27 protein-coding genes, 2 tRNA genes, 2 pseudogenes and 1 riboswitch are annotated in these 22,836 nt (G+C 56.4%); of the genes and pseudogenes, 18 read left to right on the top strand and 13 right to left on the bottom strand.

Going from position 1 to position 22,836, the window contains the following annotated elements; all coding sequences use genetic code 11:
• Nucleotides 1–117 precede the first annotated feature (117 nt).
• Nucleotides 118–255: pseudogene (locus Q1B13_RS23990) on the top strand (IS5/IS1182 family transposase); the annotation flags it as partial.
• 56 nt (nt 256–311) lie between these two features.
• Here the strand turns inward: Q1B13_RS23990 and Q1B13_RS23985 are convergent.
• The 4 genes and pseudogenes from Q1B13_RS23985 to Q1B13_RS23970 all read right to left on the bottom strand — a co-directional run.
• Nucleotides 312–692, bottom strand: a pseudogene (locus Q1B13_RS23985) (transposase); the annotation flags it as partial.
• Between the two features lie 271 nt (nt 693–963).
• Complete coding sequence (locus tag Q1B13_RS23980; RefSeq protein WP_299800615.1) at nt 964–1,314, bottom strand: hypothetical protein; 351 nt, start codon at nt 1,312–1,314, stop codon at nt 964–966.
• A gap of 136 nt (nt 1,315–1,450) precedes the next feature.
• Entirely contained in the window at nt 1,451–1,699 is a 249-nt protein-coding gene (locus Q1B13_RS23975; protein WP_299084955.1) for a ParB N-terminal domain-containing protein, read from the bottom strand.
• An 18-nt stretch (nt 1,700–1,717) separates the two neighbouring features.
• Nucleotides 1,718–2,155, bottom strand: a complete 438-nt coding sequence (locus Q1B13_RS23970) for a hypothetical protein (RefSeq protein ID WP_299084958.1) — start codon at nt 2,153–2,155, stop codon at nt 1,718–1,720.
• Between the two features lie 16 nt (nt 2,156–2,171).
• Between Q1B13_RS23970 and Q1B13_RS23965 the strand changes: the two genes are divergently transcribed.
• Together Q1B13_RS23965 and Q1B13_RS23960 are read left to right on the top strand one after the other, a co-directional pair.
• The gene (locus Q1B13_RS23965; protein WP_299084960.1) at nt 2,172–2,297 is read left to right on the top strand and encodes a hypothetical protein; all 126 of its coding nucleotides are present in this window, start codon (nt 2,172–2,174) and stop codon (nt 2,295–2,297) included.
• 224 nt (nt 2,298–2,521) lie between these two features.
• Nucleotides 2,522–3,061: an RNA 2'-phosphotransferase gene (locus Q1B13_RS23960; RefSeq protein WP_299084963.1), complete on the top strand. Its 540-nt coding sequence runs from the start codon at nt 2,522–2,524 to the stop codon at nt 3,059–3,061.
• A 180-nt stretch (nt 3,062–3,241) separates the two neighbouring features.
• Here the strand turns inward: Q1B13_RS23960 and Q1B13_RS23955 are convergent.
• Nucleotides 3,242–3,317: transfer RNA gene (locus tag Q1B13_RS23955), tRNA-Lys, on the bottom strand.
• A 210-nt stretch (nt 3,318–3,527) separates the two neighbouring features.
• Between Q1B13_RS23955 and dapF the strand changes: the two genes are divergently transcribed.
• On the top strand, nt 3,528–4,373 hold the full coding sequence (gene dapF, locus Q1B13_RS23950) for a diaminopimelate epimerase (protein WP_299084966.1): 846 nt from the start codon (nt 3,528–3,530) through the stop codon (nt 4,371–4,373).
• Nucleotides 4,370–5,626 (top strand): tRNA (N(6)-L-threonylcarbamoyladenosine(37)-C(2))-methylthiotransferase MtaB, encoded by a 1,257-nt coding sequence (gene mtaB, locus Q1B13_RS23945; protein ID WP_299084969.1) that lies wholly within the window; start codon nt 4,370–4,372, stop codon nt 5,624–5,626. Before dapF ends, mtaB begins: the two co-directional genes overlap by 4 nt.
• 148 nt (nt 5,627–5,774) lie before the next feature.
• Here the strand turns inward: mtaB and Q1B13_RS23940 are convergent, their stop codons facing one another.
• The 3 genes from Q1B13_RS23940 to petA are packed head-to-tail and all read right to left on the bottom strand — an operon-like array spanning nt 5,775 to nt 8,503.
• A complete protein-coding gene (locus tag Q1B13_RS23940) occupies nt 5,775–6,557 on the bottom strand; it encodes a cytochrome c1 (RefSeq protein WP_299084971.1) in 783 nt (260 codons plus the stop codon).
• Nucleotides 6,558–6,575: 18 nt separating this feature from the next.
• Nucleotides 6,576–7,907: a cytochrome b gene (petB, locus tag Q1B13_RS23935; protein WP_299084974.1), complete on the bottom strand. Its 1,332-nt coding sequence runs from the start codon at nt 7,905–7,907 to the stop codon at nt 6,576–6,578.
• A gap of 11 nt (nt 7,908–7,918) precedes the next feature.
• Nucleotides 7,919–8,503, bottom strand: coding sequence for a ubiquinol-cytochrome c reductase iron-sulfur subunit (petA, locus tag Q1B13_RS23930; protein ID WP_299084977.1), 585 nt, complete (start codon nt 8,501–8,503; stop codon nt 7,919–7,921).
• 463 nt (nt 8,504–8,966) lie between these two features.
• Between petA and Q1B13_RS23925 the strand changes: the two genes are divergently transcribed.
• Complete coding sequence (locus Q1B13_RS23925) at nt 8,967–9,413, top strand: cytochrome C (protein ID WP_299084980.1); 447 nt, start codon at nt 8,967–8,969, stop codon at nt 9,411–9,413.
• A gap of 24 nt (nt 9,414–9,437) precedes the next feature.
• Here the strand turns inward: Q1B13_RS23925 and Q1B13_RS23920 are convergent, their stop codons facing one another.
• Nucleotides 9,438–10,052: an FMN-binding negative transcriptional regulator gene (locus Q1B13_RS23920; protein ID WP_299084983.1), complete on the bottom strand. Its 615-nt coding sequence runs from the start codon at nt 10,050–10,052 to the stop codon at nt 9,438–9,440.
• 55 nt (nt 10,053–10,107) lie between these two features.
• Nucleotides 10,108–10,256, top strand: a riboswitch (FMN riboswitch).
• 126 nt (nt 10,257–10,382) lie between these two features.
• Here Q1B13_RS23920 and Q1B13_RS23915 point away from each other — a divergent pair.
• The 5 genes from Q1B13_RS23915 (at nt 10,383) to cobO (ending at nt 14,337) form a co-directional block, all read left to right on the top strand.
• Complete coding sequence (locus tag Q1B13_RS23915) at nt 10,383–10,826, top strand: 6,7-dimethyl-8-ribityllumazine synthase (protein WP_299084986.1); 444 nt, start codon at nt 10,383–10,385, stop codon at nt 10,824–10,826.
• A 127-nt stretch (nt 10,827–10,953) separates the two neighbouring features.
• Nucleotides 10,954–12,054 carry a chorismate synthase gene (aroC, locus tag Q1B13_RS23910; RefSeq protein WP_299084989.1) on the top strand — a complete coding sequence of 367 codons (1,101 nt, stop codon included), beginning with the start codon at nt 10,954–10,956 and terminating at the stop codon, nt 12,052–12,054.
• Nucleotides 12,038–12,700: an HD domain-containing protein gene (locus Q1B13_RS23905; RefSeq protein WP_299084992.1), complete on the top strand. Its 663-nt coding sequence runs from the start codon at nt 12,038–12,040 to the stop codon at nt 12,698–12,700. Before aroC ends, Q1B13_RS23905 begins: the two co-directional genes overlap by 17 nt.
• Before the next feature lie 45 nt (nt 12,701–12,745).
• Nucleotides 12,746–13,681, top strand: a complete 936-nt coding sequence (locus tag Q1B13_RS23900; protein WP_298937917.1) for a DMT family transporter — start codon at nt 12,746–12,748, stop codon at nt 13,679–13,681.
• A 56-nt stretch (nt 13,682–13,737) separates the two neighbouring features.
• The gene (cobO, locus tag Q1B13_RS23895) at nt 13,738–14,337 is read left to right on the top strand and encodes a cob(I)yrinic acid a,c-diamide adenosyltransferase (protein ID WP_298937916.1); all 600 of its coding nucleotides are present in this window, start codon (nt 13,738–13,740) and stop codon (nt 14,335–14,337) included.
• Nucleotides 14,338–14,376: 39 nt separating this feature from the next.
• On the opposite strand, the gene Q1B13_RS23890 is transcribed toward cobO, so the two are convergent.
• The 3 genes from Q1B13_RS23890 to Q1B13_RS23880 all read right to left on the bottom strand — a co-directional run bounded on the left by Q1B13_RS23890 (nt 14,377) and on the right by Q1B13_RS23880 (nt 15,804).
• Complete coding sequence (locus Q1B13_RS23890; protein WP_299084994.1) at nt 14,377–14,607, bottom strand: hypothetical protein; 231 nt, start codon at nt 14,605–14,607, stop codon at nt 14,377–14,379.
• Between the two features lie 79 nt (nt 14,608–14,686).
• Nucleotides 14,687–14,914 carry a hypothetical protein gene (locus Q1B13_RS23885; RefSeq protein ID WP_299084997.1) on the bottom strand — a complete coding sequence of 76 codons (228 nt, stop codon included), beginning with the start codon at nt 14,912–14,914 and terminating at the stop codon, nt 14,687–14,689.
• Nucleotides 14,915–14,937: 23 nt separating this feature from the next.
• Nucleotides 14,938–15,804: a branched-chain amino acid aminotransferase gene (locus Q1B13_RS23880; RefSeq protein WP_299085000.1), complete on the bottom strand. Its 867-nt coding sequence runs from the start codon at nt 15,802–15,804 to the stop codon at nt 14,938–14,940.
• Nucleotides 15,805–15,963: 159 nt separating this feature from the next.
• Between Q1B13_RS23880 and Q1B13_RS23875 the strand changes: the two genes are divergently transcribed.
• From Q1B13_RS23875 to Q1B13_RS23845, 7 genes are all read left to right on the top strand, one after another.
• Nucleotides 15,964–16,476, top strand: a complete 513-nt coding sequence (locus tag Q1B13_RS23875; RefSeq protein WP_298937913.1) for a MarR family transcriptional regulator — start codon at nt 15,964–15,966, stop codon at nt 16,474–16,476.
• Entirely contained in the window at nt 16,473–17,174 is a 702-nt protein-coding gene (locus tag Q1B13_RS23870) for a response regulator (RefSeq protein WP_299085003.1), read from the top strand. Before Q1B13_RS23875 ends, Q1B13_RS23870 begins: the two co-directional genes overlap by 4 nt.
• Before the next feature lie 69 nt (nt 17,175–17,243).
• The gene (locus Q1B13_RS23865) at nt 17,244–18,170 is read left to right on the top strand and encodes a histone deacetylase family protein (protein ID WP_299085006.1); all 927 of its coding nucleotides are present in this window, start codon (nt 17,244–17,246) and stop codon (nt 18,168–18,170) included.
• Nucleotides 18,167–18,409, top strand: coding sequence for an exodeoxyribonuclease VII small subunit (locus Q1B13_RS23860; protein ID WP_298937910.1), 243 nt, complete (start codon nt 18,167–18,169; stop codon nt 18,407–18,409). The genes Q1B13_RS23865 and Q1B13_RS23860 overlap by 4 nt, the downstream gene beginning before the upstream one ends.
• Nucleotides 18,410–19,276 (top strand): polyprenyl synthetase family protein, encoded by an 867-nt coding sequence (locus Q1B13_RS23855; RefSeq protein WP_299085009.1) that lies wholly within the window; start codon nt 18,410–18,412, stop codon nt 19,274–19,276.
• A 16-nt stretch (nt 19,277–19,292) separates the two neighbouring features.
• Entirely contained in the window at nt 19,293–21,221 is a 1,929-nt protein-coding gene (gene dxs, locus Q1B13_RS23850) for a 1-deoxy-D-xylulose-5-phosphate synthase (RefSeq protein WP_299085012.1), read from the top strand.
• A gap of 219 nt (nt 21,222–21,440) precedes the next feature.
• Nucleotides 21,441–22,460 carry a hypothetical protein gene (locus Q1B13_RS23845; protein ID WP_298937907.1) on the top strand — a complete coding sequence of 340 codons (1,020 nt, stop codon included), beginning with the start codon at nt 21,441–21,443 and terminating at the stop codon, nt 22,458–22,460.
• Between the two features lie 141 nt (nt 22,461–22,601).
• On the opposite strand, the gene Q1B13_RS23840 is transcribed toward Q1B13_RS23845, so the two are convergent.
• A tRNA-Thr gene (locus tag Q1B13_RS23840) sits at nt 22,602–22,677 on the bottom strand.
• Nucleotides 22,678–22,836 lie beyond the last annotated feature (159 nt).

The raw sequence follows: 22,836 nt of genomic DNA, 5'->3' as shown, positions 1-22,836 counted from the left end.
GGCTGGTACGACAGGCCGCGCTGCAGCGATGGGTATGCGGGTCCAAGGTCCGCTCTGGGCGGTGTGCGAATTCAAAACCATCTAGCCTAAATGGCCGATGCTGTGAGTATGACGATTAAGCCCAAGTGCTCCCCCAACGCAGACGCGCGCAAGATAACCCGCGAAGAACACGAAGACGCCCGCCAGGTCGCCCGCGACATTGCCAAAACCGAGCAATACGAAATCTCGATGAAGCTCCGAAGGAAGGTTGAGATGGCACGGGGACTGCGTAGGCATTCCTGCAATTCCTTCTTCAAAACACCACGGGTTTAAACATAAAGACTGCGGTAGATCGTTTCGTGGCTCACACGGCTTTCCTCTTGGTCAGGATGCTTGCGCTTGAGCCAACCAGCGATCTGCTGAGGTGACCATTTCCGGCGCAGCTTGCGCGCAATCAAGTGGCACAAAGGATCGTTGAACGAGAGCTTACACTACTTAGGCCGCGCTGCGCAGTCCCACGCGCGCTGGTCTGAGCGGGCCGCACGATAGGTTTGACGTCCGCCGTTCCTGCGAACCTCTCGGCTGATCGTCGACGGCGACAGGTTCAGACTTTGGGCGATTGAACGAAGCGACTGCCGTGCGACAAGCCCCCGGGATATCTCCTCCCGCTCCATCAGACTCAAAGCATATCGCGACCGCCTGCGTTGCGGTGGGCAGGTCATAGCCTTTATGTTTGACCGAATGACGAGCCTTCTTATTGTGGACTGGCTAATTGGAGGAAGGTTCATGTTCCGCACCATTGTCTTAGTTTGCGTGATACTTGGTTCAGTTGTTAGCGCCGATCCGAACACTAAAATTCCCACGCATAGATCAGTTGACCTGAAAGTCGGGCAATCTGTTGTAGTGAATGGATACAGAGGCGAGTGCGGTAGCCGACCAAACAACGTCGATCCAAACCGAACACGAAACACAAAGCTTGGTATCTTAAGCAACGGAAAGTGGGGCGTGACGAAAAGTCGAACGTGTGGCGGATGGACTCCAGCGGTTGAGGTCATATTTACCGCGAAAAAGAAAGGTCGAGAGACGATTGAAGTTGCAGGAACCAAAATCAAAGTGACGGTACGCTAACTGACCGTTCACCAGCATTGAAACTGCTATTCGCACCGCGCCAGTGTTTTCCGAACCAGCTTGTTCCTCCGCATTGAAATGGTCTTTGTAGAGTTGCGAAGAAACGTCGGTACTGGGCTCCTTGCGGTTATTCTCTGCGACGAGTTCGGTCGGTTCACAAGGACCCTTAGTATCCTTTGTGCCGCAAATTGATCGCTGCTGGTGCATTCGGCGGGTTGTCGGGTTAGGCGGCCATTTCCGAAGTTCGACCAAACAGCCATTAATTGCGTTGGAGACCCTGAAAGACCGTCAATACTATCTGACGAAGTCTTATGAGTTGCCAAATTCCGAACAAACATGCTCCTCAGTGCATCCTCGCGCGCACGAGATATGCTTCTATTGTATCGCCACCGAGAGCTCGAATGGCCTCCAGACGATGAAGGCCTTCAATCAAAACAAACCGCTTATCGTCAATGCGCAGTTGGATTGGAGTCCTTTGGCCGTTCTTCAATATGTCCTTTGCTAGTTCTAAGACTCTTTGCTGATCCAGTGTTTTCGCTCGTCTCACAGGAACATAGATTCGCTCAATCGGGTAAGGTTTTTTCTCAAGCATGGATCGTAAGGTATCCTTTCAAGCGTTGGATCGGATTCCCAAGACCGCACGAACCGCATTTCGCAACTCCGGATGCATGATCCAGGTAGCAGGTTCGTCACTATTGCAGATGTGAGAGTAGGCGACCACCTGAGCTAGGCCATTTCCACGCGCGGCTCCGGTCTCAATGAGCTCTATTTCCAGATATTCTGCAATCATTAACCCAGTATTTTTGAACGCTTTAACGGCGGTTTCGCGAGATTTATACTCTGCGGTGCTCGTGAGTTGACCGATGGTCAAACCTTCCTTGCCCGCGATTGTAAGGGCTTTGAGCATTGCAACCTGGGCGTCGGAAAATCTGACTTGGTGCAATGCCTCAACATATTCCCATTCGCCGGGCACATATGTCCCAGAGTTGTCTTCTAGCCGACGCTTCTGAGTACGCTGCCTGTCTCGCTCTTCGAGCAGTTCTTTCAATGCGCGGATATTCTACGTGACCTGCAGTCGAGCAGAGGAGAGCCTAGCTGTTGTGTACTACTCCGACGACACGAATGCCGCACAAGATGCCATTATGAAGCGCGGCTGGTTTACCGAAGATGAGATTGAGGTGCTTCAGTAAGGCTTAGTCCGCCCACATTACTTTGGTTCCAAAACACTTTTCAGAAGATTCTAGGTCACCAAAAATAGCTTGCTATTAGTGTGCGAAGTGTCGGCGGGTGACACGGTAAACCAATCAGAGCGGGAAGCCAGGTATGCACTGATGTGTGGATCCACCTATTCAATTCCTAACAGCCAGGCTTCGTGGTAAGAGCCAAACAAACCAGTATGTGAAGCAATTCATCGATGAGTAGAGAAAGCAAATTCTTGAGCTTAGTGCTTCGGCATAAACCTGAAGAGATCGGTCTTCAGCTTGATCAGCATGGTTGGGTTCGTATTGATGATCTGTTGCGGAAGCTGAAGAAAGCCAATCGCAAGCTAAGCCGCGACGAACTTATTCAGCTTGTCGAAAACAACGATAAGAAGCGCTTTACTCTGTCCGAGGATGGCTTGCGGATCAGGGCAGCTCAAGGTCACTCAGTCAATGTGGACCTGGGCCTAGAACCGCGATGTCCGCCTGACGAGCTATACCACGGCACAGCCAGTGCAAATCTGGATGCAATATTCTCAGACGGACTAAACCCTGGGCGTCGTCATCAAGTTCACCTCTCTTTGGATCCTGACACGGCTGAACGCGTCGGCCAAAGACACGGAAAACCAGTCGTCCTAAGAGTTGAGGCGCAACGAATGTTTGAGGACGGGTTTCTGTTCTATTGCGCCGACAACGGCGTTTGGCTCACTGACAAAGTGCCAGCGGACTACTTGGGATTCGGGAAGACTGCATAGAAACGAGAACAGTTGGCAAATGGTCAGCTATGAACGCGGTTTTGTCTGAATACTATCGAGAGCGCCAAAATCCGCGGCACACACAAAACCCGCGATGTGCAAATTCTACTGATCTGCGCTAAAAAGCGACAGACTCCTGTCAAAAGAGACAAACTTCGTGTCATCTTTCATTAGAAAAAGTGGTGAGCCGTGCAGGATTCGAACCTGCGACCCACTGATTAAAAGTCAGTTGCTCTACCAACTGAGCTAACGGCCCACTCTTTTCTGGATCTGTTCGATCCGTGGCGCTCTCTAAGACAATTGCCCAACTGGGTTCAAGTCCTTATTTTGCACCTCGTTTCGCCATCACAATCAGTGTTTCAAGCGTCCCGATAGGCGGCCTAATTAGGCAGGTGATACCGAGGGGTCAACCCCTTTTTTAAGGAATCTACGCGACAGGGTGGATTCATCTTACGCACGACGTTATATGCCCGCCATGCCACAAGCATACGACACCGGATTGCCCTTTATGAAGATGCACGGGCTAGGCAATGACTTTGTCATTGTGGATGCGCGCGCGCATGCGGCACCGATTACGCCGACGCTGGCCAGAGGAATTGGGCACCGGCAGTTTGGCGTGGGATTCGATCAGCTGGCCGTCATAGAAAACGGCGCCGCAGCTGACGCGCATCTTGTGTTTTATAATTCTGACGGTTCAACCTCGGCCGCTTGTGGAAACGCCACCCGGTGCATCGCCCGCGTTCTAATGGACGAGACCGGGAAATCCGAACTGACTCTGACAACCGAACGGGGAACGCTGCTTGCCAAAGATGCTGGTGACGGGCTGACCTCGGTCAATATGGGTGAACCGCAGCTAAACTGGCACGAAATCCCATTGGCTGAAGAGGTGGACACACTAGAACTGCCGATTGAGGGCGGGCCGACGGCGACGGGCATGGGCAATCCGCATTGCACGTACTTTGTCGAAGATGCCGAGGCCATTCCGTTGGCTGAATTCGGTGCGCGATACGAATATCATCCTCTCTATCCGGAACGCACCAACGTTCAGGTTGCACAGATCATTGGCCCCGACCATATTCGCATGCGCGTCTGGGAGCGCGGCGTGGGAATCACGCTTGCCTCTGGCTCGTCTTCCTGCGCGACGGCTGTGGCGGCTGCCCGTAAGGGCCTGACCGGGCGGAAAGTTCAGATCGAACTGGATGGCGGCACAATCTGGGTTGACTGGCGCGAGGATGGCGTCTGGATGACCGGTCCCACCTGCCACGTGTTCTCGGGCACGCTGACGGCGGAATTCCTGGACTCCGTGCGATGAACGCGCCCAAATTCACGACCCTGGGCTGCCGCCTGAACGCCTACGAGACCGAGGCGATGAAGGAGCTGTCGCAACAGGCAGGTTTGCGGGATGCGGTTATCGTAAACACCTGCGCCGTGACTGCCGAGGCTGTTCGCAAAGCCAGACAAGAGATTCGTAAACTGCGTCGGGAAAACCCGGATGCACGCCTGATCGTCACCGGCTGCGCAGCCCAGACCGAACCACAAACATTTTCGCAAATGGATGAGGTTGATGCGGTCATCGGTAATACCGAGAAGATGCAGCCCGAGACCTGGAAAGGTATGACCGCAGACTTCATTGGCGAGACCGAGGCTGTTCAGGTCGATGACATCATGTCAGTCACGGAAACGGCGGGTCATCTGATAGACGGTTTCGGCACCCGGTCCCGTGCCTATGTGCAGGTTCAGAACGGCTGTGACCACCGATGCACCTTCTGCATCATCCCCTATGGCCGTGGCAACTCGCGCAGCGTCCCTGCCGGCGTGGTGGTGGATCAGATCAAGCGCCTGGTAGACCGAGGCTATAATGAGGTCGTGCTGACCGGCGTAGACCTGACGTCCTGGGGCGCAGACCTGCCTACACAGCCAAAACTTGGCGATCTGGTCATGCGTATCCTCAAGCTGGTGCCCGACCTGCCGCGCCTGCGCATCAGTTCAATCGACTCGATCGAGGTGGACGACAACCTGATGCATGCCATCGCGACCGAACCGCGGCTGATGCCTCACCTACACTTGTCCCTGCAACATGGCGATGACCTGATCCTCAAACGCATGAAGCGCCGCCATTTGCGCGATGACGCCATCCGATTCACTGAAGAGGCGCGCAAGCTGCGACCGGAAATGACATTCGGAGCCGATATTATTGCTGGCTTCCCAACCGAATCCGGTGCCCATTTTGAAAACTCGCTGAAGCTTATCACCGAATGCGATCTGACCTGGCTGCACGTCTTTCCCTACTCCAAACGTGAGGGCACACCTGCGGCGCGCATTCCCCAGCAGGTCAATGGCAACGTGATCAAAGACCGTGCTGCTCGTTTGCGCGCTGCGGGGGGGGCACAGGTTACCAAGCATCTGCAGGCCCAAATCGGCAAGACCCATCACATCTTGATGGAAAACCCCCATATGGGCCGAACCGAGCAGTTCTCAGAAGTCACATTTGACGCGCCGCAAACCGAGGGGCAGGTCGTGACAGCTAAGATCTCAGGAACTAACGCGACACAGCTAAAGGCCTGAACGAAAGCCGCCCCTTCATCTGGTCCAAAAGTATCCCGGGGGTGAATTGGCCGCAGGCCAAGAGGGGGCTGACCCCTCAGCCCAACCACAAAAAAACCCCCGCCACCATCAGGTGCGGGGGTCTTAGAATTAAGATCTCGGAAAGACCTTAGTGTTTGCGGCCTTTGACCGGCGCCCACAGACGCTTGTTGACAAGGTACAGCAGGACCGAGAGTACGGTCAGGAAGATTACGCCGACAAAACCCGCGTTTTTACGATCCATCAGCTTCGGCTCAGCCGCCCACATCAGGAAGGCCGACACGTCTTCTGACATGGCCTCAACCGTATTGGCATGACCGTCAGCGAAATCAAGCTGCTCATCCGACAACGGAGGCGCCATTGATATCCAGCCACCGGGGAAGGCTTTGTTTTCGTACAGGATCGTGCCTGCTTCTTCCTTTTCCTCGCCGGTGTAACCGTCAAGCAAAGACGCGACATATTCCGCGCCCCCCATGCCTTTAACCAGTTGATTGATCCCCAGACCGTAAGGTCCATGGAATCCAGCGCGGGCTTTGGCCATCAGGCTCAGGTCCGGCGCCCCAACACCGTTGTTGGCAGGGAAGTGATCGGTTGGGATGGCTGGACGGAAATCATCCAACTCAGGGTCAAACACTTCGAAGTTGTCTGCCGCATATGCGATGACCTGCTCTTCTGAGTAACCCAACGCTTCGAGGTCACGCAGGGGAACATATTGCAGGCCGTGGCACGCTGCGCAGACCTCGGTATAGATCTGTAGACCGCGCTGCAGCTGGTTCTGATCCCAAGTGCCAAAAGGCCCTTCGAAAGAAAAGTGGAAATCCTCGACATGCTGCTCGCCGCCGCCCGCTGCGTAAGACGCAGCAGGGGTAAGGGCGATGGCAAACGCGGCACCGATTGCAAGTTTCTTGAACATGGTTTCCGGTCCCTCTTCTTACTCGGCCGGCGTGGCGTCAGCGTCAGCCTTGCCATAATGCGCGTTGAAGTCTTCTTCGATGGTTTCCGGCGGAACCTCGGGTTTCTCGATCACACCCAAAAGTGGCAGGATCACAAAGAAGTAACCAAACCAGTAGGCCGATGCGATCAATGAGAAGGTCGCATAGGGCTCCTCGGCAGGCATCGCACCCAGCCACATCAGGGCAAAGAAGTCGACGATCAGCAGGTAGAACCACCATTTGAACATCGGGCGGTACTTGCCCGAACGCACGCTGGATGTGTCCAGCCAGGGTGCCAGCGCCATTGCCAGGATCGCACCGAACATCGCCAGAACACCAAAGAACTTGGCGTCGACGATACCACCGGTGACAAAGCTTGCGATCTGCACGACCCAGACTTCGCCGGTGAAGGCCCGCAGGATCGCGTAGAACGGAAGGAAGTACCATTCGGGGACGATATGCGCAGGCGTGACCAGCGGGTTGGCTTCGATATAGTTATCCGGGTGGCCCAGATAGTTCGGCATGTAGCCAACGATGGCCCAGAACACGACCAGAATGACCGCCAGCGCAAACAGGTCCTTGATCACGAAGTAGGGCCAGAAGGGCAGCGTATCTTTTTCAGCATCCGCCTTTGAGCCACGACGCACCTCAACACCCGTAGGGTTGTTGTTGCCCGTGGTGTGGAAGGCCCAGATGTGCACGACCACCAGCGCCGCGATGATGAACGGCAGCAGGTAGTGCAGCGAGAAGAAACGGTTCAGCGTGGCATTATCCACGGCGGGTCCGCCCAGCAACCACGTCTGGATCGCTTCACCCACAAACGGGATAGCGCCAAACAGACCGGTGATCACGGTCGCGCCCCAGAAGGACATCTGACCCCAGGGCAGAACATAGCCCATGAATGCGGTGCCCATCATCATCAGATAGATGAGCATCCCGATGATCCATGTGATTTCACGCGGGGCTTTGTAGGAGCCGTAGAAGAGACCACGGAAGATATGGATATAAACCGCCACAAAGAACAGCGACGCGCCATTCATGTGCAGATAGCGGATCATGTAGCCGCCATTCACGTTGCGCATGATGTGTTCGATGCTGGCAAAGGCCAGATCAACATGCGGGGTATAGTGCATCACCAGAACGATACCGGTGACGATTTGCAGCGCCAGACAGAACGTCAGGACGATGCCCCAGATCCACATCCAATTCAGGTTCTTGGGGGTCGGGATCATAAGGGTGTCATACAGCAGGCCAACGATGGGCAGGCGGCTGTGCAGCCATTTCTCGCCGTTTGTCTTCGGCTCGTAATGATCGTGGGGAATTCCGGACATCTGGGTCTCCCTTAGCCGAGTTTGATGGTGGAGGCGTCCACCCATTCTACGGGCGGAATTGGCAGGTTTTCAGGCGCTGGGCCTTTGCGGATACGGCCGGCCAGGTCGTAGTGCGAGCCGTGGCAGGGGCAGAACCAACCGCCAAAATCACCGGCATCACCCAGAGGCACACAGCCCAGGTGGGTACAAACACCCATCTGAACGATCCAAGCGCCGGGCGCTTCGCCTTCGGGCGAGGGCATGACGCGGTTGGCATCGGTTGCCGGTGCATCAGCGTTCAGGTTCGCGTTACGCGCCAGCGGATCGGGCAGAGCGGCAAGCCCTTCTTCGTCCTGCTGCGCTGCTTCCTGAATTTCGACGCCGGTGCGGTGACGGATAAAGACGGGCTTACCCAACCATTTCACGGTCAGCTGCGTACCCGGCTCGACCCCGCTGACATCCTGACGGATCGAGGACATCGCCTGCACGTCCGCCGAGGGGTTCATCTGATTCACCAAGGGCCAGACGACGGCCCCCGTTGCTACGACACCTGCGCCGCCAGCGACGTAGTAGAGGAAATCTCTGCGGGTGCCTTCGTGGTCTTCTGCGTGGGACACGAGGTTATCTCCGATTTTCTGGCGCCCGCGAACGGGCAAATAGCTCGCGCACCGCACGAATGCGGCGTCTTAACCGCGCTATCTATCGGGGAGAATAGAGTTCGTCTAGCGCTCTTAAATGCGCAATACGCCGCATCTGGGCATTATGTCACGCCGCAACGGGTTTTTTTTGATGTCTCGCAGCCACATCTTTTTTAGCCGCAGCGAATGGAACGGTGCTGATTCGACCCATGTTGCGACTCCGGCTCAGCATCTTTTTAGGCGGCGTGACGGTATTCAGACAATTTGCGGCCATTCTGGCTAGCCTCCCGCTTATTCCGTAGTTCCTTTCTACCTTGGGAAGAAACTACCGTCTTAAATCATTATTTTTAAATAGATATTTTTCTGCAGCGGTTTCCTGTTGCACTTTTTGCGCGATCGCAAGTAAGTCAGCTGCGCGCGAACTCCTTTCAGGAGAAACCCAATGTCAAAGGTCAATTTGATCGCAGTCTTGTTCATGTCAGCCCTTTCCACCCAAGCCATAGCATCTGGTGATCCGGCTAAAGGTGAAAAGCTCTACAACCGATGTTCGTCCTGCCATGCCATCATCAAGGACGGCGAGGTTCTGGTGAAAGGCGGAATAACCGGACCGAATCTCTTTGGTGTCGTCGGCCGCGTTGCCGGATCCGAGGTTGACTATCGCTATGGAAGCGACCGGCTGCCGATTGGTATGTTCACCGATGACATGATCCGCGCCGGCGAAGCAGGGCTCGTCTGGACCGAGGCAAACATCGCCGACTATTCCGAAGGCCCGATCGAATTCATCAAAACCTATCTGGATGACGAAACAGCCCGCCCCAACATGAGTGTCAAGTTAAAAAAGGGTGCCGAAGACATCGCGGCCTTTCTTGCCACGTTCAACTCCCAGTAGGACGGTTTCCCGCACCGGCGTTGGTCACGTCTTGCGCATCAACGTGGCCAGCTGTTCCTGTTCGCCCCCAAAACCGTGCGCGTACATCTGATCGGCCGCCCGAAGACGCACTTCGTCCGTTTTGTTCTGGTTCAGCTTCCATGTCCCCTGAATGTCATCGACCCGCATCCGGCACGGGACGATCATGCGCATCATTCTGGCCAAGGCTTCGTCGGACATCTTTCCAGTGGTCCATGGGGGTTTGGGCAGCAGTCGCTCTTCGTAGAAGGCCGACTGCCGATCCAGCAGATCCAGCAACGCGTCATGCGGCAACTGCTCAAGCTGGCCGGTCAAATGCACCGCAACATAGTTCCAGGTCGGAACCTGATCCGCGATCTCATACCAATCTGGCGAAACGTACCCATCCGGACCCGACACCGCGATCCGTACAGTTTGTGGCCGTTTCAGCATCCTCACGATAGGATTCGAGCGCGCCAGATGTAGGTCGGCCTGCAATCCATCCTCGGTCAGCAGAAACGGAACGTGACTCAGAGCCGGTGCGTCCTCGGTCGACAAAGCCAGAACGCCAAAGGCGCGATCCCGTGCGAACGCAATATGACGAGCGCGCTCGTCGGCGCGGAAGGCGGGGTTGGGGTGCATGGCTATTCTCCTGACAAAATCTCTTGCAGAACCGGTGGCACCTTGGCAAGGTTCTCTCTGTTCTCAGGGCGGGGCGAAATTCCCCACCGGCGGTATGCGGACTGTGATCCGTAAGCCCGCGAGCGGCCCGGGTATTAGGGGTGACAAGCAGATCTGGTGAGATGCCAGAGCCGACGGTTACAGTCCGGATGAAAGAGAACGCGCAGAGCGCCGGTGATGTGGCGTATCTGCTCGTGATCGCCTTGGGTGACGTGTCATGCCATGCAGGCAGCGAAAAGTGGAAACCGGTTTTCGCGACCCCAGCAGGCCACCAAACCGCGAAAGGAGATCATGATGACACACACCCGCTATGCTTTTGTTAAAGCCAATTGGCATTCCGATATCGTTGACCGCGCGCTTGACGGATTTCAGGAGCTCATACCAGCCGAACAGGTTGATGTATTCGACGTCCCCGGCGCGTTCGAGATGCCCCTGCTGGCCCGCGATCTGGCCCAGACCGGGCGCTACGACGCTGTCGCCTGTGCCGCCTTCGTCGTGGATGGCGGCATCTACCGGCACGATTTTGTGGCCAAGGCAGTGGTCGATGGGCTGATGCGTGCAGGGCTCGACACGGGTATTCCCGTTCTGTCGGTCTCGTTGACCCCGCACCAGTATCAGGAAACGGCCCACCACAACGCGATCTATCGCGCGCATTTCATCGAAAAGGGACGCGAAGCGGCCCAAGCTGCGCTGAAGATCACAGAGACACGCATCTCGCTGTCGCGAGCCGCCTGATCTTCATCTTTTCGAAAATACTCCATCGCGCCGCCCACCGGGCGGCGCTACATCGCAAGTCAAACGCAAATCCGCTTGAGGACAAGGTCTCTCCCCGCTAATCACGACGCTCAAAGGAGCATGCCTTATGTCGATGAACAGTTTTGGCCATCTATTCCGCGTCACCACCTGGGGCGAAAGCCACGGACCGGCGTTGGGCGCCACTGTCGATGGCTGCCCTCCGGGTGTGAAAATCGACGAAGCCATGATCCAGCACTGGTTGGACAAGCGTAAACCGGGGCAGAACAAATTCACGACGCAGCGCCGCGAGGCCGACGCCGTGAAAATCATGTCCGGCGTGTTTGAAGGCCAAACAACCGGCACGCCCGTGCAGCTAATGATCGAAAACACCGATCAACGCTCGAAGGACTATGGTGACATCATGGACAAGTTCCGTCCGGGTCATGCAGATATCACCTACTGGCAGAAATACGGTATCCGTGATTATCGCGGTGGCGGGCGCAGCTCAGCCCGGGAAACCGCGTCGCGCGTTGCCGCCGGAGGGCTGGCGCGCGAGGCGATCAAGCAGATCGCTCCGAATGTTCGGATCACCGGGTACATGAGCCAGATCGGACCGCATAGGATCGACCGCGAAAACTTCGACTGGTCTCAGATCGAACAGAATCCATTCTGGACCCCGGACGCCAAGGCCGCCGAGGATTGGGCCACGTATCTGGATGGCCTGCGTAAGTCAGGCAATTCCGTTGGTGCCATAGTCGAGGTGGTCGCCCGAGGTGTTCCCGCCGGCATTGGTGCGCCAGTTTATGCCAAGTTAGACACTGATTTGGCCGCTGCGATGATGTCGATCAACGCCGTCAAAGGCGTTGAAATCGGTGAAGGTATGGCCGCAGCCGAGCTTACGGGTGAGGCCAACGCAGACGAGATCTTCATGGGTCAGGACGGGCCTCAATACAGCTCAAACCACTCTGGTGGCATACTGGGTGGAATTTCCACGGGGCAGGATGTTGTTGTGCGCTTTGCGGTGAAACCGACCTCATCCATCCTTACCACGCGCAAGACCATCACCAAATCCGGAGAAGAGACCGAGATCATCACCAAGGGCCGTCATGATCCTTGCGTCGGTATTCGCGCGGTTCCGGTGGGCGAGGCGATGATGGCCTGCGTCATCCTGGACCACCTGCTGCTGCACCGTGGTCAGATCGGCGAGAATCGTGGGCATATTGGCTGATCTGCGCACCCGGCTGCGTGCGGTTGTCATGCAGCGGATGCAGACCGATCCTGCCCATGATCTTGCACATCTGGATCGGGTCTGGGTCAATGCTCAGTCGATCGCCGACGATCATGCGGACATGGTAGTATTGCTGGCCGCCAGCTATCTGCATGATCTGGTAAACCTGCCCAAGGACCACCCTGACCGCCATTTGGCATCCCGCAAATCTGCAGAGGAATCAGAGCCTATTCTGGCTGAATTGGGCTTTCGGACTGCAGATATTCAGGTCGTGCAACACGCGATCGAAGCCCACAGTTTCTCGGCCAAAATGCAACCGGAAACCCCCACGGCCCGTATTCTGCGAGATGCAGACCGGCTGGATGCGCTGGGTGCGATAGGGATGGCTCGCACGTTTTTGGTGTCAGGCGCGCTGGGGCGGATGCTCTACGATCCAGCCGACCCGTTTGCCGAAAATCGCGCGCTGGATGATCTTCAATTCTCTATCGATCACTGGAAGGTCAAACTGCTGAACCTGCAACAGGACATGCTGACTGAAGGTGGCAAACGGCTTGCGCAGCACAGAACCAGCTGGATGATCCGCTATCTGCAGGAACTGGCGGACGAGATCGGCAGCCCTTTGCCACAAACATGGGTCGATCCCTGATCCGACCCGTTGATCTTTCCCCTTCAAAGGCGCAGGGTCCCGCCAATGGCAAAATCCTTAACATCGCATCGACCGGTCCTGGCCGTGACGCTGAAACTCAGCGCCCTGTTTCTGTTCACGTCGATGTCGGCTTTGGTCAAGGTGCTGTCCGAGGATTTCCCGCCCGGTGAGCTGGTGTTCTTCCGGTCGTTGTTCGCCATTCCAATCATCATCATCTGGCTGATTGCTCGCGGAGAATTGGCGCAAGGCTTTGTCGTCAAGAAACCGATGGGCCATTTCTGGCGCGGGGTCTTAGGAACAACCGCCATGGGCCTGACCTTCACCGGGCTCAGCCTGCTGCCGCTGCCCGAGGTCACTGCAATTGGGTATGCCACCCCCATCTTCACCCTGATTCTGGCGGCGGTGATGTTGGGCGAACGTATCCGCATGATCCGTATCGGGGCCGTCGCCCTGGGCCTGTTTGGCGTTCTGATCATGGTCTGGCCGCGCCTTGGCAGCACAGAAATGGAAACAGCTGCCACGATTGGTGCGCTCTGTGTTTTGGCGGCGACGATTGCCCGGTCGTTTGTGCAAATCCATATTCGGCAACTGGTACAGGTGGATCATCCGGCCGCCATTGTTTTCTATTTTTGCGTCACTGGAACGCTGCTGTCGGGGCTGACGGCTTTTTGGGGCTGGACCATGCCCACATGGGAGCAGGCGACGATCTTGATCGCGGTCGGATTGACCGGCGGTGTTGCCCAGATCCTCGTGACCTCGTCTTATCGGTTTGGACAGGCGTCTATGCTTGCACCCTACGACTACACCACCATGCTATTTGCCATTGTTATCGGCTATATTTGGTTCGACGAACTGCCGACAATTGCCATCCTGATCGGGGCTGCATTGGTGATTACCGGCAACGTGGTGGTGATTTGGCGCGAACACCAGCTGGGGCTGGAACGCGGCAAGGCGCGATCCGTCACAGACCCCAAAGCGTGACTTTACCTTTTGCGAACTTCCCCTAGGTTGGGCGCAACAGTCAAAGAGGGTGCCCCATGAGCGACGCGCAGGATCACAAGGATAAGATGCAAAAGGTGCAGGCCAAGCACCGCAAAAAAGTGTCCGAGGCCGTCGACCCGGGACGTGGTCTGATTCTGATCAATACCGGTAAAGGCAAAGGCAAATCCTCGGCCGCGTTTGGCGTTGTGATCCGTGCATTGGGCTGGGGTCAGAAGGTCGCTGTTGTGCAGTTCATCAAAGGCAAATGGAAAACCGGCGAGCGGCGCTTTTTCCAAGAGCGTGATCTGGTGACCTGGCACACAATGGGCGAAGGCTTTACCTGGGACACGCAGGATCGCGAGCGTGATATCGCGGCCGCCAATGCGGCCTTCGACAAGGCCTGTAATCTGATGGCAAGCGGCGAATATGATCTGGTTGTCTTGGACGAGATCAACATAGCGTTGCGCTATGAATACTTGTCGGTTGAGCAAGTGATGGAAGGTCTAAATGCGCGATCCGACCGAACGAGTGTCTTCCTGACGGGACGTGACGCGCCACAAGAGCTTCGGGATTATGCCGATCTGGTGACAGAAATGACCGAAGAAAAGCACCCTTTCAAATCCGGGATCAAGGCCCAGCGCGGCGTGGATTACTAAAGGGTCAATAGATCGACGTAAATGCCTTGTCGACGTCGATCACCCGTCTTTGGTGCTTGATTCCGCCAGCACTGTTTCAAAGATATACCGCACCGATCCGCGCCGACTGGCAGCACTTTCAGGCAGTGTCGCGTTCGCCGTGGGCTCCTCGATCGCAAGCGCGCGCTTCTTCTGCTCGGCATAAGCCGCGAAATCGTCGTCGCAACACGAACATCCACACGACGTGGCCGCATCGTGCCGGGAAATGATTTCGTCAAGCGGATCGCCCATTTCTGACCCTTTCGTCCCTGCGGCAGCCCAATCTTCAATTCGTTTCCGAGGCGGCGGCGTGCTCTCACCATATCCTGCGCTAAGCGCGCAAACCGCCTCGAAACTCAATGCCAAATGCTAGATCATCCAGCGTTGATATATAACTGATTATTTTTGTCGGGATTTTCAAGCCTAAAAATGCGACCAAAGAGCAACTTGAGCGCAGATTGGTTTGGGCGGATTGCTGGTCAGACTGTAACGCCAAAAAGCAAAGTGCATTGAGATTATCGAACCAAAGTGAGCCGCCGGTTAAGAAACGGCGGCTCAAATTCTAATTATCCGATCGTGGTCTTAGCTGCGAACGAGCTTTTCGTAATCACCGGCGATTTCACGAGTCAACTCGCCCACTTCAAAAGTGTAGTCGCCGATTTGTCCAACGGGCGTAACTTCGGCCGCAGTGCCGGTCAGCCAGCATTGTTCGAAACCAGCCATTTCCTCGGGCATGATGTGACGCTCGATCACGTTGATGCCTTTGTCTTTCAGCATCTGGATCACGGTCTGGCGGGTGATGCCATTTAGGAAGCAATCGGCCAGCGGGGTATGCACCTCACCATCTTTCACGAAGAACACATTGGCGCCCGTCGCTTCGGCCACATATCCGCGGTAGTCCATGAACAAAGCGTCCGAACACCCTTTGGCCTCGGCCTTATGTTTCGAGATCGTGCAGATCATATACAGTCCCGCCGCCTTGGCATGCACCGGGATCGTTTCCGGGCTGGGCCGCTTCCATTCTGCAATGTCCAGCTTGGCGCCCTGCATCTTGGCATCACCATAATACGCTCCCCATGGCCAAACCGCGACTGCCATGCGGACCGGGTTCTTGGCCGAAGCCACGCCCATATCTTCACCCGACCCGCGCCAGACAAGCGCGCGCACATAAGCGTCTTGCAGCCCACTGGCTTTCAAAGCTTCTTCCTTTGCAGCTTCGATCTGATCAATCGTATATGGCATTGGCATATCCAAAGCCTCAGCCGATGCGATCAGCCGTTCCGAATGCGCGCGGCTCTTGAAGATCTTGCCGTTATAGGCGCGCTCGCCTTCGAACACGGAGGACGCGTAGTGCATCGCGTGGGACAGGAGATGCACGTTGGCGTCCCGCCAGGGCACCAGTTCGCCATCCATCCAGATGACACCGTCACGATCGTCATACCCCGCCATGCGAAACCTCCTGAACCGGGTTGAATTTCCGATTATTGCGCTATTTAGGTCCGAAATGGTCATAAAGTTACGCAAAAACTGCGATTCGATACCTGTGCGCTCTTGGAATGTCAATAACGCTGACATAAAGTCAAACCCGTGTAACGAATGAGGCATGATATGTCCGACATCCGCCCAGCCCCTTTGTTTGGTGGCGAAAGCTTGTTGTTTTTGACAGATGAGCAATTGCGACAAGGGATCGAGGCGATGTTCTTTGCCTACCGAGGATTTACCGCTGATCCAGACCGCATCCTGGCCGAACTGGCCTATGGTCGCGCGCACCATCGGGCGATCCATTTTATCAACCGCGCACCCGGTACAACGGTCAACAATCTTTTGGCCATTCTGGGCGTTACAAAACAGTCGCTGAACAGAGTTCTCAGAACGTTGATCGAAGACGGCCTCGTCGAAAGCCGTGTTGGAACCGTCGACAAGCGCGAACGCCATTTGTTTCTGACCGAAAACGGACGGGCATTGGAAGCACAGCTATCGGACGCGCAGCGCGCGCGCATGCGTGCGGCCTACAAAGACGCAGGCCCCGAAGCGGTTGCCGGATTCCGCAAAGTGCTTGAAGCAATGATGGATGCTGATATGCGTCATGCCTACACGAAACTTCGGGACACAACCTCATGAGCAACATGGACGCCCACCTGCTGATAGTGGATGATGATGAGCGCATCCGCGATCTGCTCAAGAAGTTCTTGATGCGAAATGAGTTTCTGGTCACGGCGGCACGGGATGCGGCACATGCGCGTCGGGTCTTGTCGGGGTTGGATTTTGATCTGATCGTTATGGACGTGATGATGCCCGGCGAAGACGGTGTCAGCCTGACCCGCGCGCTGCGCGAAACAAGCACAACGCCGATCCTGTTGTTGACGGCACGTGGCGAAACCGAGCATCGGATCGCCGGCCTTGAAGCGGGAGCAGATGACTATCTGGCCAAACCCTTCGAGCCAAAAGAGCTGTTGTTGCGTATCAATGCGATCCTGCGGCGGATGCCTGAAACACCCGCACAGGATGCAACAACAAAGATCCTAACCCTCGGGCCGATCCGGTATGACATCGAACGTGGTGAGATGTGGCAGGGCGAGGACCCGGTGCGCCTGACAGCTACCGAAAGCCAGTTGATGAAGATCTTCTCGGCACAGCCCGGAGAACCGATTAGCCGGGCAAAGCTGGTCGAAGATCTTGGGCGCGACAAGGGGCAGGCGCAGGAACGCGCCGTGGATGTTCAGATCACACGCTTGCGCCGTAAGATCGAACAGGACCCGAAACAGCCGCGTTATCTGCAAACTGTACGGGGCGCCGGTTACATGTTGGCGCCAGATTAACAGTGCCGCTGCGCGGCGTTTTCAAGCCTTCGGCGAGGATATTTTTGGCCAGATGAACAAGGGATTCCGATGAAAACAGCCCTTTTGACCCACGCGGATTGCCTTGGGCATGTGACACCAACAGGACATCCCGAACGGGTGGCCCGGTTGGAGCATATTTTGCACGCATTGGAACCTTTGGAGCTGAACAGGATCACGGCACCGCTGGCCGCAGATGATGATTTGATGCGCGTCCACCCCGAAAGTCACATTCGGGACATACGAGGCAGCCGGCCAAACGACGGGTTCGCCCAGATTGATGGTGATACGTTCATGTCTCCCGGGTCGGTCGATGCGGCCTATCGTGCGGCTGGGGCAGCAGTGCGTGCGGTGGATATGGTGCTGGGCGGCGAGGCGCCAAATGCGTTCTGTGCAATCCGTCCGCCGGGGCATCACGCAGAAAAAGAAACCGCGATGGGGTTTTGCCTGTTTGGCAATGCGGCGCTGGCCGCCAAACACGCCTTGGATCATCATGGGGTAAAGCGGGTCGCCGTGGTCGATTTCGATGTGCATCACGGCAATGGCACACAGGATCTGCTGTGGGACGAACGGCGCGCACTGGTGATCACCAGCCAGCAAATGCCACTGTGGCCCGGATCAGGGCGGCCGGATGAATCCGGTGCGTATGACACGGTGCTGAACATCCCGCTGGCCCCCGGCACCGGTGGGGCCGAGATGCGGGCCGCCTATGAAACACAGGCCTTTCCGCGTCTGCGAGCGTTCAAGCCGGAACTGATCATCATCTCGGCCGGGTTTGACGCGCATCAGGACGATCCGCTGGCCAATCTGAATTGGTCGACCGGCGATTTCGCCTGGATCACAGCTGAGCTCTGCAAGATTGCCGGTGAGGTTTGTGAGGGCCGTATCGTCTCGACTCTGGAAGGCGGGTATGATCTGAACGCGCTGGCCGATGCAACGCGCGCCCATGTGGAAGAACTGATGAAGGCAGCCCGATGACCGATACCCCCGTTGAGCAGATGACATTTGAACAGGCGATGAAAGAGCTTGAGGCCGTTGTTGGCCAGCTGGAGCGTGGTGACGTGGCGCTGGATCAGTCTATCGCGCTTTATGAACGTGGTGCGGCACTGAAGAAACGCTGCGAGGATGAGTTGAAGCGCGCCGAAGAAAAGGTCGCGGCGATCACTCTGGATACCAATGGTCAGCCGACCGGGACGACACCTGTCGAAGGCCAGTAAATGTTTCGCGAAAGACTGGCGCAGGATGCGGCGCGCATTCAGGGACAGTTCGATCTGGTTCTGCGCGATCTGGATGATCTGAATGTGACTCGGGCGATGGGGTATGCCACTCAGGGCGGTAAGCGGCTGCGCGGGTTTCTTGTACTGGAAAGCGCCCGGTTGCATGCCATCGATGAGGCGCGCGCGATCTGGCCAGCCACAGGCATCGAGGCGCTACACGCCTATTCGCTGGTTCACGATGATCTGCCTTGTATGGATGATGACGACCTGCGGCGCGGACGCCCGACCGTGCATATGAAATGGGACGAAGGCACCGCTCTGCTGGCCGGGGATGCGCTGCAGGCATTGGCGTTTGAACTGTGTACCCGGACCGAGGTCGGAACCGCTGAAATTCGTGCTCACTTGGCTTTGACTTTGGCCACAGCCAGTGGCGCTCAGGGGATGGTACTGGGTCAGGCATTGGATGTTGCAGCCGAGACCGCCCTGGACCCCTTGAATCTTTCCGACATCACCCGCCTGCAATCGGGCAAAACCGGTGCGTTGATCGAGTGGTCTGCCTGCGCCGGAGCGCGCTTGGCAGAGGACGATCCCGAACCCTTGCGCCAATATGCCCAAGCCCTTGGCCTTGCTTTTCAAATTGCCGATGACATCTTGGATATCGAGGGTGACTCCGAAAAGGCGGGCAAGCGCCTGCAAAAAGATGCCGCGGCAGGGAAGGCAACATTTGTTTCTCTGTTGGGACTGGAAGCCGCCAAGACCCGTGCCACTGATCTGGTGGATCAGGCCTGCGCGGCGCTTGATGGATATGGCCCCAAGGCTGAAACCTTGAAGGACGCCGCCCGCTTCGTTATTGCCCGGGACAGCTAAGCCAGGAACGTGCCAAATGTCTGAACGCCCGAATACGCCTTTGCTGGATCTTGTGAACCGCCCGGCGGATCTCAAGCAGTTCTCGGACGCTCAATTGCATCAGGTGGCACAGGAATTGCGGACCGAGACTATTTCGGCGGTGTCCGTCACAGGCGGGCATTTGGGTGCAGGCTTGGGTGTGGTCGAGCTGACGACAGCCCTGCACGCTGTGTTTGACACGCCACGCGACAAGATCATCTGGGATGTTGGGCACCAGTGTTACCCGCACAAGATCCTAACCGAACGGCGCGACCGTATCCGTACGTTGCGCATGAAGGATGGCCTCAGCGGCTTTACTAAACGCAGCGAGAGCCCGTATGACCCGTTCGGGGCGGCACACAGCTCGACCTCGATCAGTGCAGCCTTGGGGTTTGCAGTTGCGCGCGATCTGGGAGGCGTCACCCCCGAAGGGTTGGGCGATGCGATTGCCGTCATCGGGGATGGATCGATGTCTGCGGGGATGGCGTTTGAAGCGATGAACAACGCGGGCCACCTGAAGAAGCGCCTGATCGTTATTCTGAACGACAATGAGATGAGCATTGCACCGCCGGTTGGAGCCCTGTCCAATTACCTGTCGCGGATCTATGCGGAAGAACCCTTTCACGATCTAAAAGCCGCCGCCAAAGGCGCGGTGTCCCTACTGCCCGAACCTTTCCGCGAGGGCGCAAAGCGCGCCAAGGAAATGCTGAAAGGCATGGCTGTTGGCGGCACATTGTTCGAGGAGCTGGGCTTTTCCTATCTCGGCCCCATCGACGGGCATGACCTTGCCCAGTTGCTGCCGGTTCTGCGCACGGTCAAGGCGCGGGCAACTGGCCCGATTCTGATCCATGTGCTGACAAAAAAGGGCAAAGGCTATGCCCCGGCTGAACAGGCCCGCGACAAAGGGCATGCGACGGCTAAATTCGACGTGGTCACAGGCGAGCAGAAGAAAACACCCTCCAATGCGCCGTCTTATACGTCAGTCTTCGGCAAGTCTCTGGTTGATGAAGCATCCCGTGACGACAAGATCGTGGCCGTTACCGCGGCGATGCCAGATGGCACCGGGTTGAACCTGTTTGCCGAACGCTATCCGTCGCGCTGTTTCGATGTGGCCATCGCTGAGCAGCATGGCGTGACCTTCTCTGCAGCGTTGGCCGCTGGGGGGATGAAGCCATTCTGTGCGATGTATTCCACCTTCCTGCAGCGTGGCTATGATCAGGTTGTGCATGACGTGGCGATCCAACGTCTGCCAGTGCGCTTTGCGATCGACCGTGCCGGGCTGGTGGGTGCCGACGGGGCGACCCATGCCGGATCTTTCGACGTTGCATACCTGTCCAACCTGCCCGGTATGGTCGTCATGGCAGCTGCGGATGAGGCTGAATTGATGCATATGGTGGCCACTGCGGCCGCACACAACGATGGCCCGATTGCCTTCCGCTATCCGCGCGGTGAGGGCGTTGGAGTCGATCTTCCGGAGCGTGGTGAGATTCTTGAAATCGGCAAAGGCCGATTGATCCAGAAGGGCGCGCGCGTGGCCTTGTTGTCCTTTGGCACCCGATTGGCCGAGGTTCAGAAGGCCGCCGAGGCATTATCGGCCAAGGGCATCACCCCTACCATCGCCGATGCCCGATTTGCCAAACCCCTCGATCGCGATCTGATCCTGGATCTGGCCGCCGATCACGAAGCTCTGATCACCATCGAAGAAGGCGCGATCGGTGGTTTCGGCAGTCATGTCGCACAACTGCTGGCCGATGAAGGCATATTTGATCACGGGTTAAAGTATCGCTCGATGGTTTTACCGGATGTTTTCATCGACCACGCAAACCCCGCAGATATGTATACGGCAGCGGGCATGAATGCCGAACATATCGAAGCCAAGGTGCTGGACGTTCTCGGGGTCGCGTCGATTGGAGAAAAGCGCGCTTAGTTATCGACCGACATGTCCCACGTCACGCAGCAAGTGAATTTGGCATCCGCGTAATCCGACGCGCTTGACGATCAATTCAACCAATTGGACGTCCATCTGATCTGACTGCACTGAGATGTCAGCACGTTTGCCATATCCTCTTATATCCGGAAAGTCGCCGACGCGTCGAATTCATGTTACCCTTCTTGTCGTGGAGTGCCGAAACAAGAAGGGGACGACGTGACTAAACGTCGAGTTAGACTGGGTTATTTCGCAATCGCGTTGCTACCAGTTTGTGTTTTTGCGCTGCATGAGATCATCCAAAAGCACATGATTGCGACCGAATTGGACGTCCCCGTCAGCATTCTTGTCGACGAGCGTACTTGGCTTGAGGCGGTTGGGCGGTTCCGGTTTCTTGCGGCCGCTTGGTTTTTTGCAGCCCTCACCTTGTTGCCTGTGGCTGTGTTGGCCCGCAACTTGATCCGCCCAATGGAACGCAGAACCAGAATAACCGCTATCACGATTGTTCTGACCATCCTTGTTCTGGCCATCGTGCCCACTGTCCAACAACATATGGCGTCCAAGACCCCGCAAATCTATCACCAGGTTGGCAAGGCCGTATTTGAATCGGCCTTGTCTCAGGGCACTCTGCCCGGGTGTATCGACCCTGAGGATTCCTGGTTGCTTGGAAAATGCGGGGACATGCCGGTATTTACCTTGTTCAGGCGCATTTTGGACGTGATCAATGCACTTGCCGGGCTTGCCATCGGGTCATTGATCGTTGGTATGATCCTGTGTCTGGGATCCCGCGAAACCCGTAGCATCGAAGAAACGGCCGCAGAGCTGGCGAAGAACCTGCGTCAGATGCGGCAACAACTATATCTGTCCAGTCTCATCCTCACCTTTGGCATGTTTTTCGCTGCAAGCTGGATGTACTGGCCCTTGCCCGTGATCTCGGATTCTGAAAAAGCCGCCTACAATTCACTGGTGACCGCATCCGCACTTTTTACGGGAACCTATTTCTGCTTGTTGATGTTGAGCTATTTCCTTCCCGTGGCCGTCATACTGGATGGAAGGATTGCCAACCTTGCCATCGCCGCAAGCCGGGAAAGTGATGCTGAGGATGCGTTTGACATTGAAGAGTGGAGGTCTTCACACAAGCTCGCCGAGGGTACGGGCGACATCATACGTGCTGGCTTTGCACTGGCCGCGCCAATCCTAGCAGCATTCGCCGGGGGAATATCCCCAATCACCGGGTAACTGCTGACCGATCCGTCGACTATGCATGCCCGACCAATGGCAAGATCACGGGACGCGCCCAGAACAACAGGTGGACCCGAAGGCAGACACAATACGCCTCAAATAACAGCGCCAATTGTCGGTTGTTGTTTTGGAATTACGTGGTGCCGCTGAAGGGACTCGAACCCCCGACCCCATCATTACGAATGACGTGCTCTACCAGCTGAGCTACAGCGGCGACCTTTGCTGTATCGGCGAAACTCGGCGATCCAACAAAGATGCGACGGATCGTTTAAACGGTCAGCTGAAACAGTGCAAGCCTCGATATGGTGGTTGTTTGCCGGAGTTTGATCCAGTTTTGGTGTTTTTAGAAAATCTCTGAAATCGTTCCCTCGTG

Origin of the sequence: uncultured Ruegeria sp. (assembly GCF_947489545.1) — a bacterium.
Classification (GTDB): Bacteria; Pseudomonadota; Alphaproteobacteria; order Rhodobacterales; family Rhodobacteraceae; genus Ruegeria.
Note: the sequence above shows the minus strand (reverse complement) of the source record. Positions and strands in the feature narration are given on the sequence as shown.

Bases quoted from the DNA above. Each gene is read 5' to 3' on its own strand.
- Q1B13_RS23980 (WP_299800615.1), bottom strand. From the start codon at position 1,314: ATGCACCAGCAGCGATCAATTTGCGGCACAAAGGATACTAAGGGTCCT.
- Q1B13_RS23975 (WP_299084955.1), bottom strand. From the start codon at position 1,699: ATGCTTGAGAAAAAACCTTACCCGATTGAGCGAATCTATGTTCCTGTG.
- Q1B13_RS23960 (WP_299084963.1), top strand. From the start codon at position 2,522: ATGAGTAGAGAAAGCAAATTCTTGAGCTTAGTGCTTCGGCATAAACCT.
- dapF (WP_299084966.1), top strand. From the start codon at position 3,528: ATGCCCGCCATGCCACAAGCATACGACACCGGATTGCCCTTTATGAAG.
- mtaB (WP_299084969.1), top strand. From the start codon at position 4,370: ATGAACGCGCCCAAATTCACGACCCTGGGCTGCCGCCTGAACGCCTAC.
- Q1B13_RS23940 (WP_299084971.1), bottom strand. From the start codon at position 6,557: ATGTTCAAGAAACTTGCAATCGGTGCCGCGTTTGCCATCGCCCTTACC.
- petB (WP_299084974.1), bottom strand. From the start codon at position 7,907: ATGTCCGGAATTCCCCACGATCATTACGAGCCGAAGACAAACGGCGAG.
- Q1B13_RS23925 (WP_299084980.1), top strand. From the start codon at position 8,967: ATGTCAAAGGTCAATTTGATCGCAGTCTTGTTCATGTCAGCCCTTTCC.
- Q1B13_RS23920 (WP_299084983.1), bottom strand. From the start codon at position 10,052: ATGCACCCCAACCCCGCCTTCCGCGCCGACGAGCGCGCTCGTCATATT.
- Q1B13_RS23915 (WP_299084986.1), top strand. From the start codon at position 10,383: ATGATGACACACACCCGCTATGCTTTTGTTAAAGCCAATTGGCATTCC.
- aroC (WP_299084989.1), top strand. From the start codon at position 10,954: ATGTCGATGAACAGTTTTGGCCATCTATTCCGCGTCACCACCTGGGGC.
- Q1B13_RS23900 (WP_298937917.1), top strand. From the start codon at position 12,746: ATGGCAAAATCCTTAACATCGCATCGACCGGTCCTGGCCGTGACGCTG.
- cobO (WP_298937916.1), top strand. From the start codon at position 13,738: ATGAGCGACGCGCAGGATCACAAGGATAAGATGCAAAAGGTGCAGGCC.
- Q1B13_RS23890 (WP_299084994.1), bottom strand. From the start codon at position 14,607: ATGGGCGATCCGCTTGACGAAATCATTTCCCGGCACGATGCGGCCACG.
- Q1B13_RS23880 (WP_299085000.1), bottom strand. From the start codon at position 15,804: ATGGCGGGGTATGACGATCGTGACGGTGTCATCTGGATGGATGGCGAA.
- Q1B13_RS23875 (WP_298937913.1), top strand. From the start codon at position 15,964: ATGTCCGACATCCGCCCAGCCCCTTTGTTTGGTGGCGAAAGCTTGTTG.
- Q1B13_RS23870 (WP_299085003.1), top strand. From the start codon at position 16,473: ATGAGCAACATGGACGCCCACCTGCTGATAGTGGATGATGATGAGCGC.
- Q1B13_RS23865 (WP_299085006.1), top strand. From the start codon at position 17,244: ATGAAAACAGCCCTTTTGACCCACGCGGATTGCCTTGGGCATGTGACA.
- Q1B13_RS23860 (WP_298937910.1), top strand. From the start codon at position 18,167: ATGACCGATACCCCCGTTGAGCAGATGACATTTGAACAGGCGATGAAA.
- Q1B13_RS23855 (WP_299085009.1), top strand. From the start codon at position 18,410: ATGTTTCGCGAAAGACTGGCGCAGGATGCGGCGCGCATTCAGGGACAG.
- dxs (WP_299085012.1), top strand. From the start codon at position 19,293: ATGTCTGAACGCCCGAATACGCCTTTGCTGGATCTTGTGAACCGCCCG.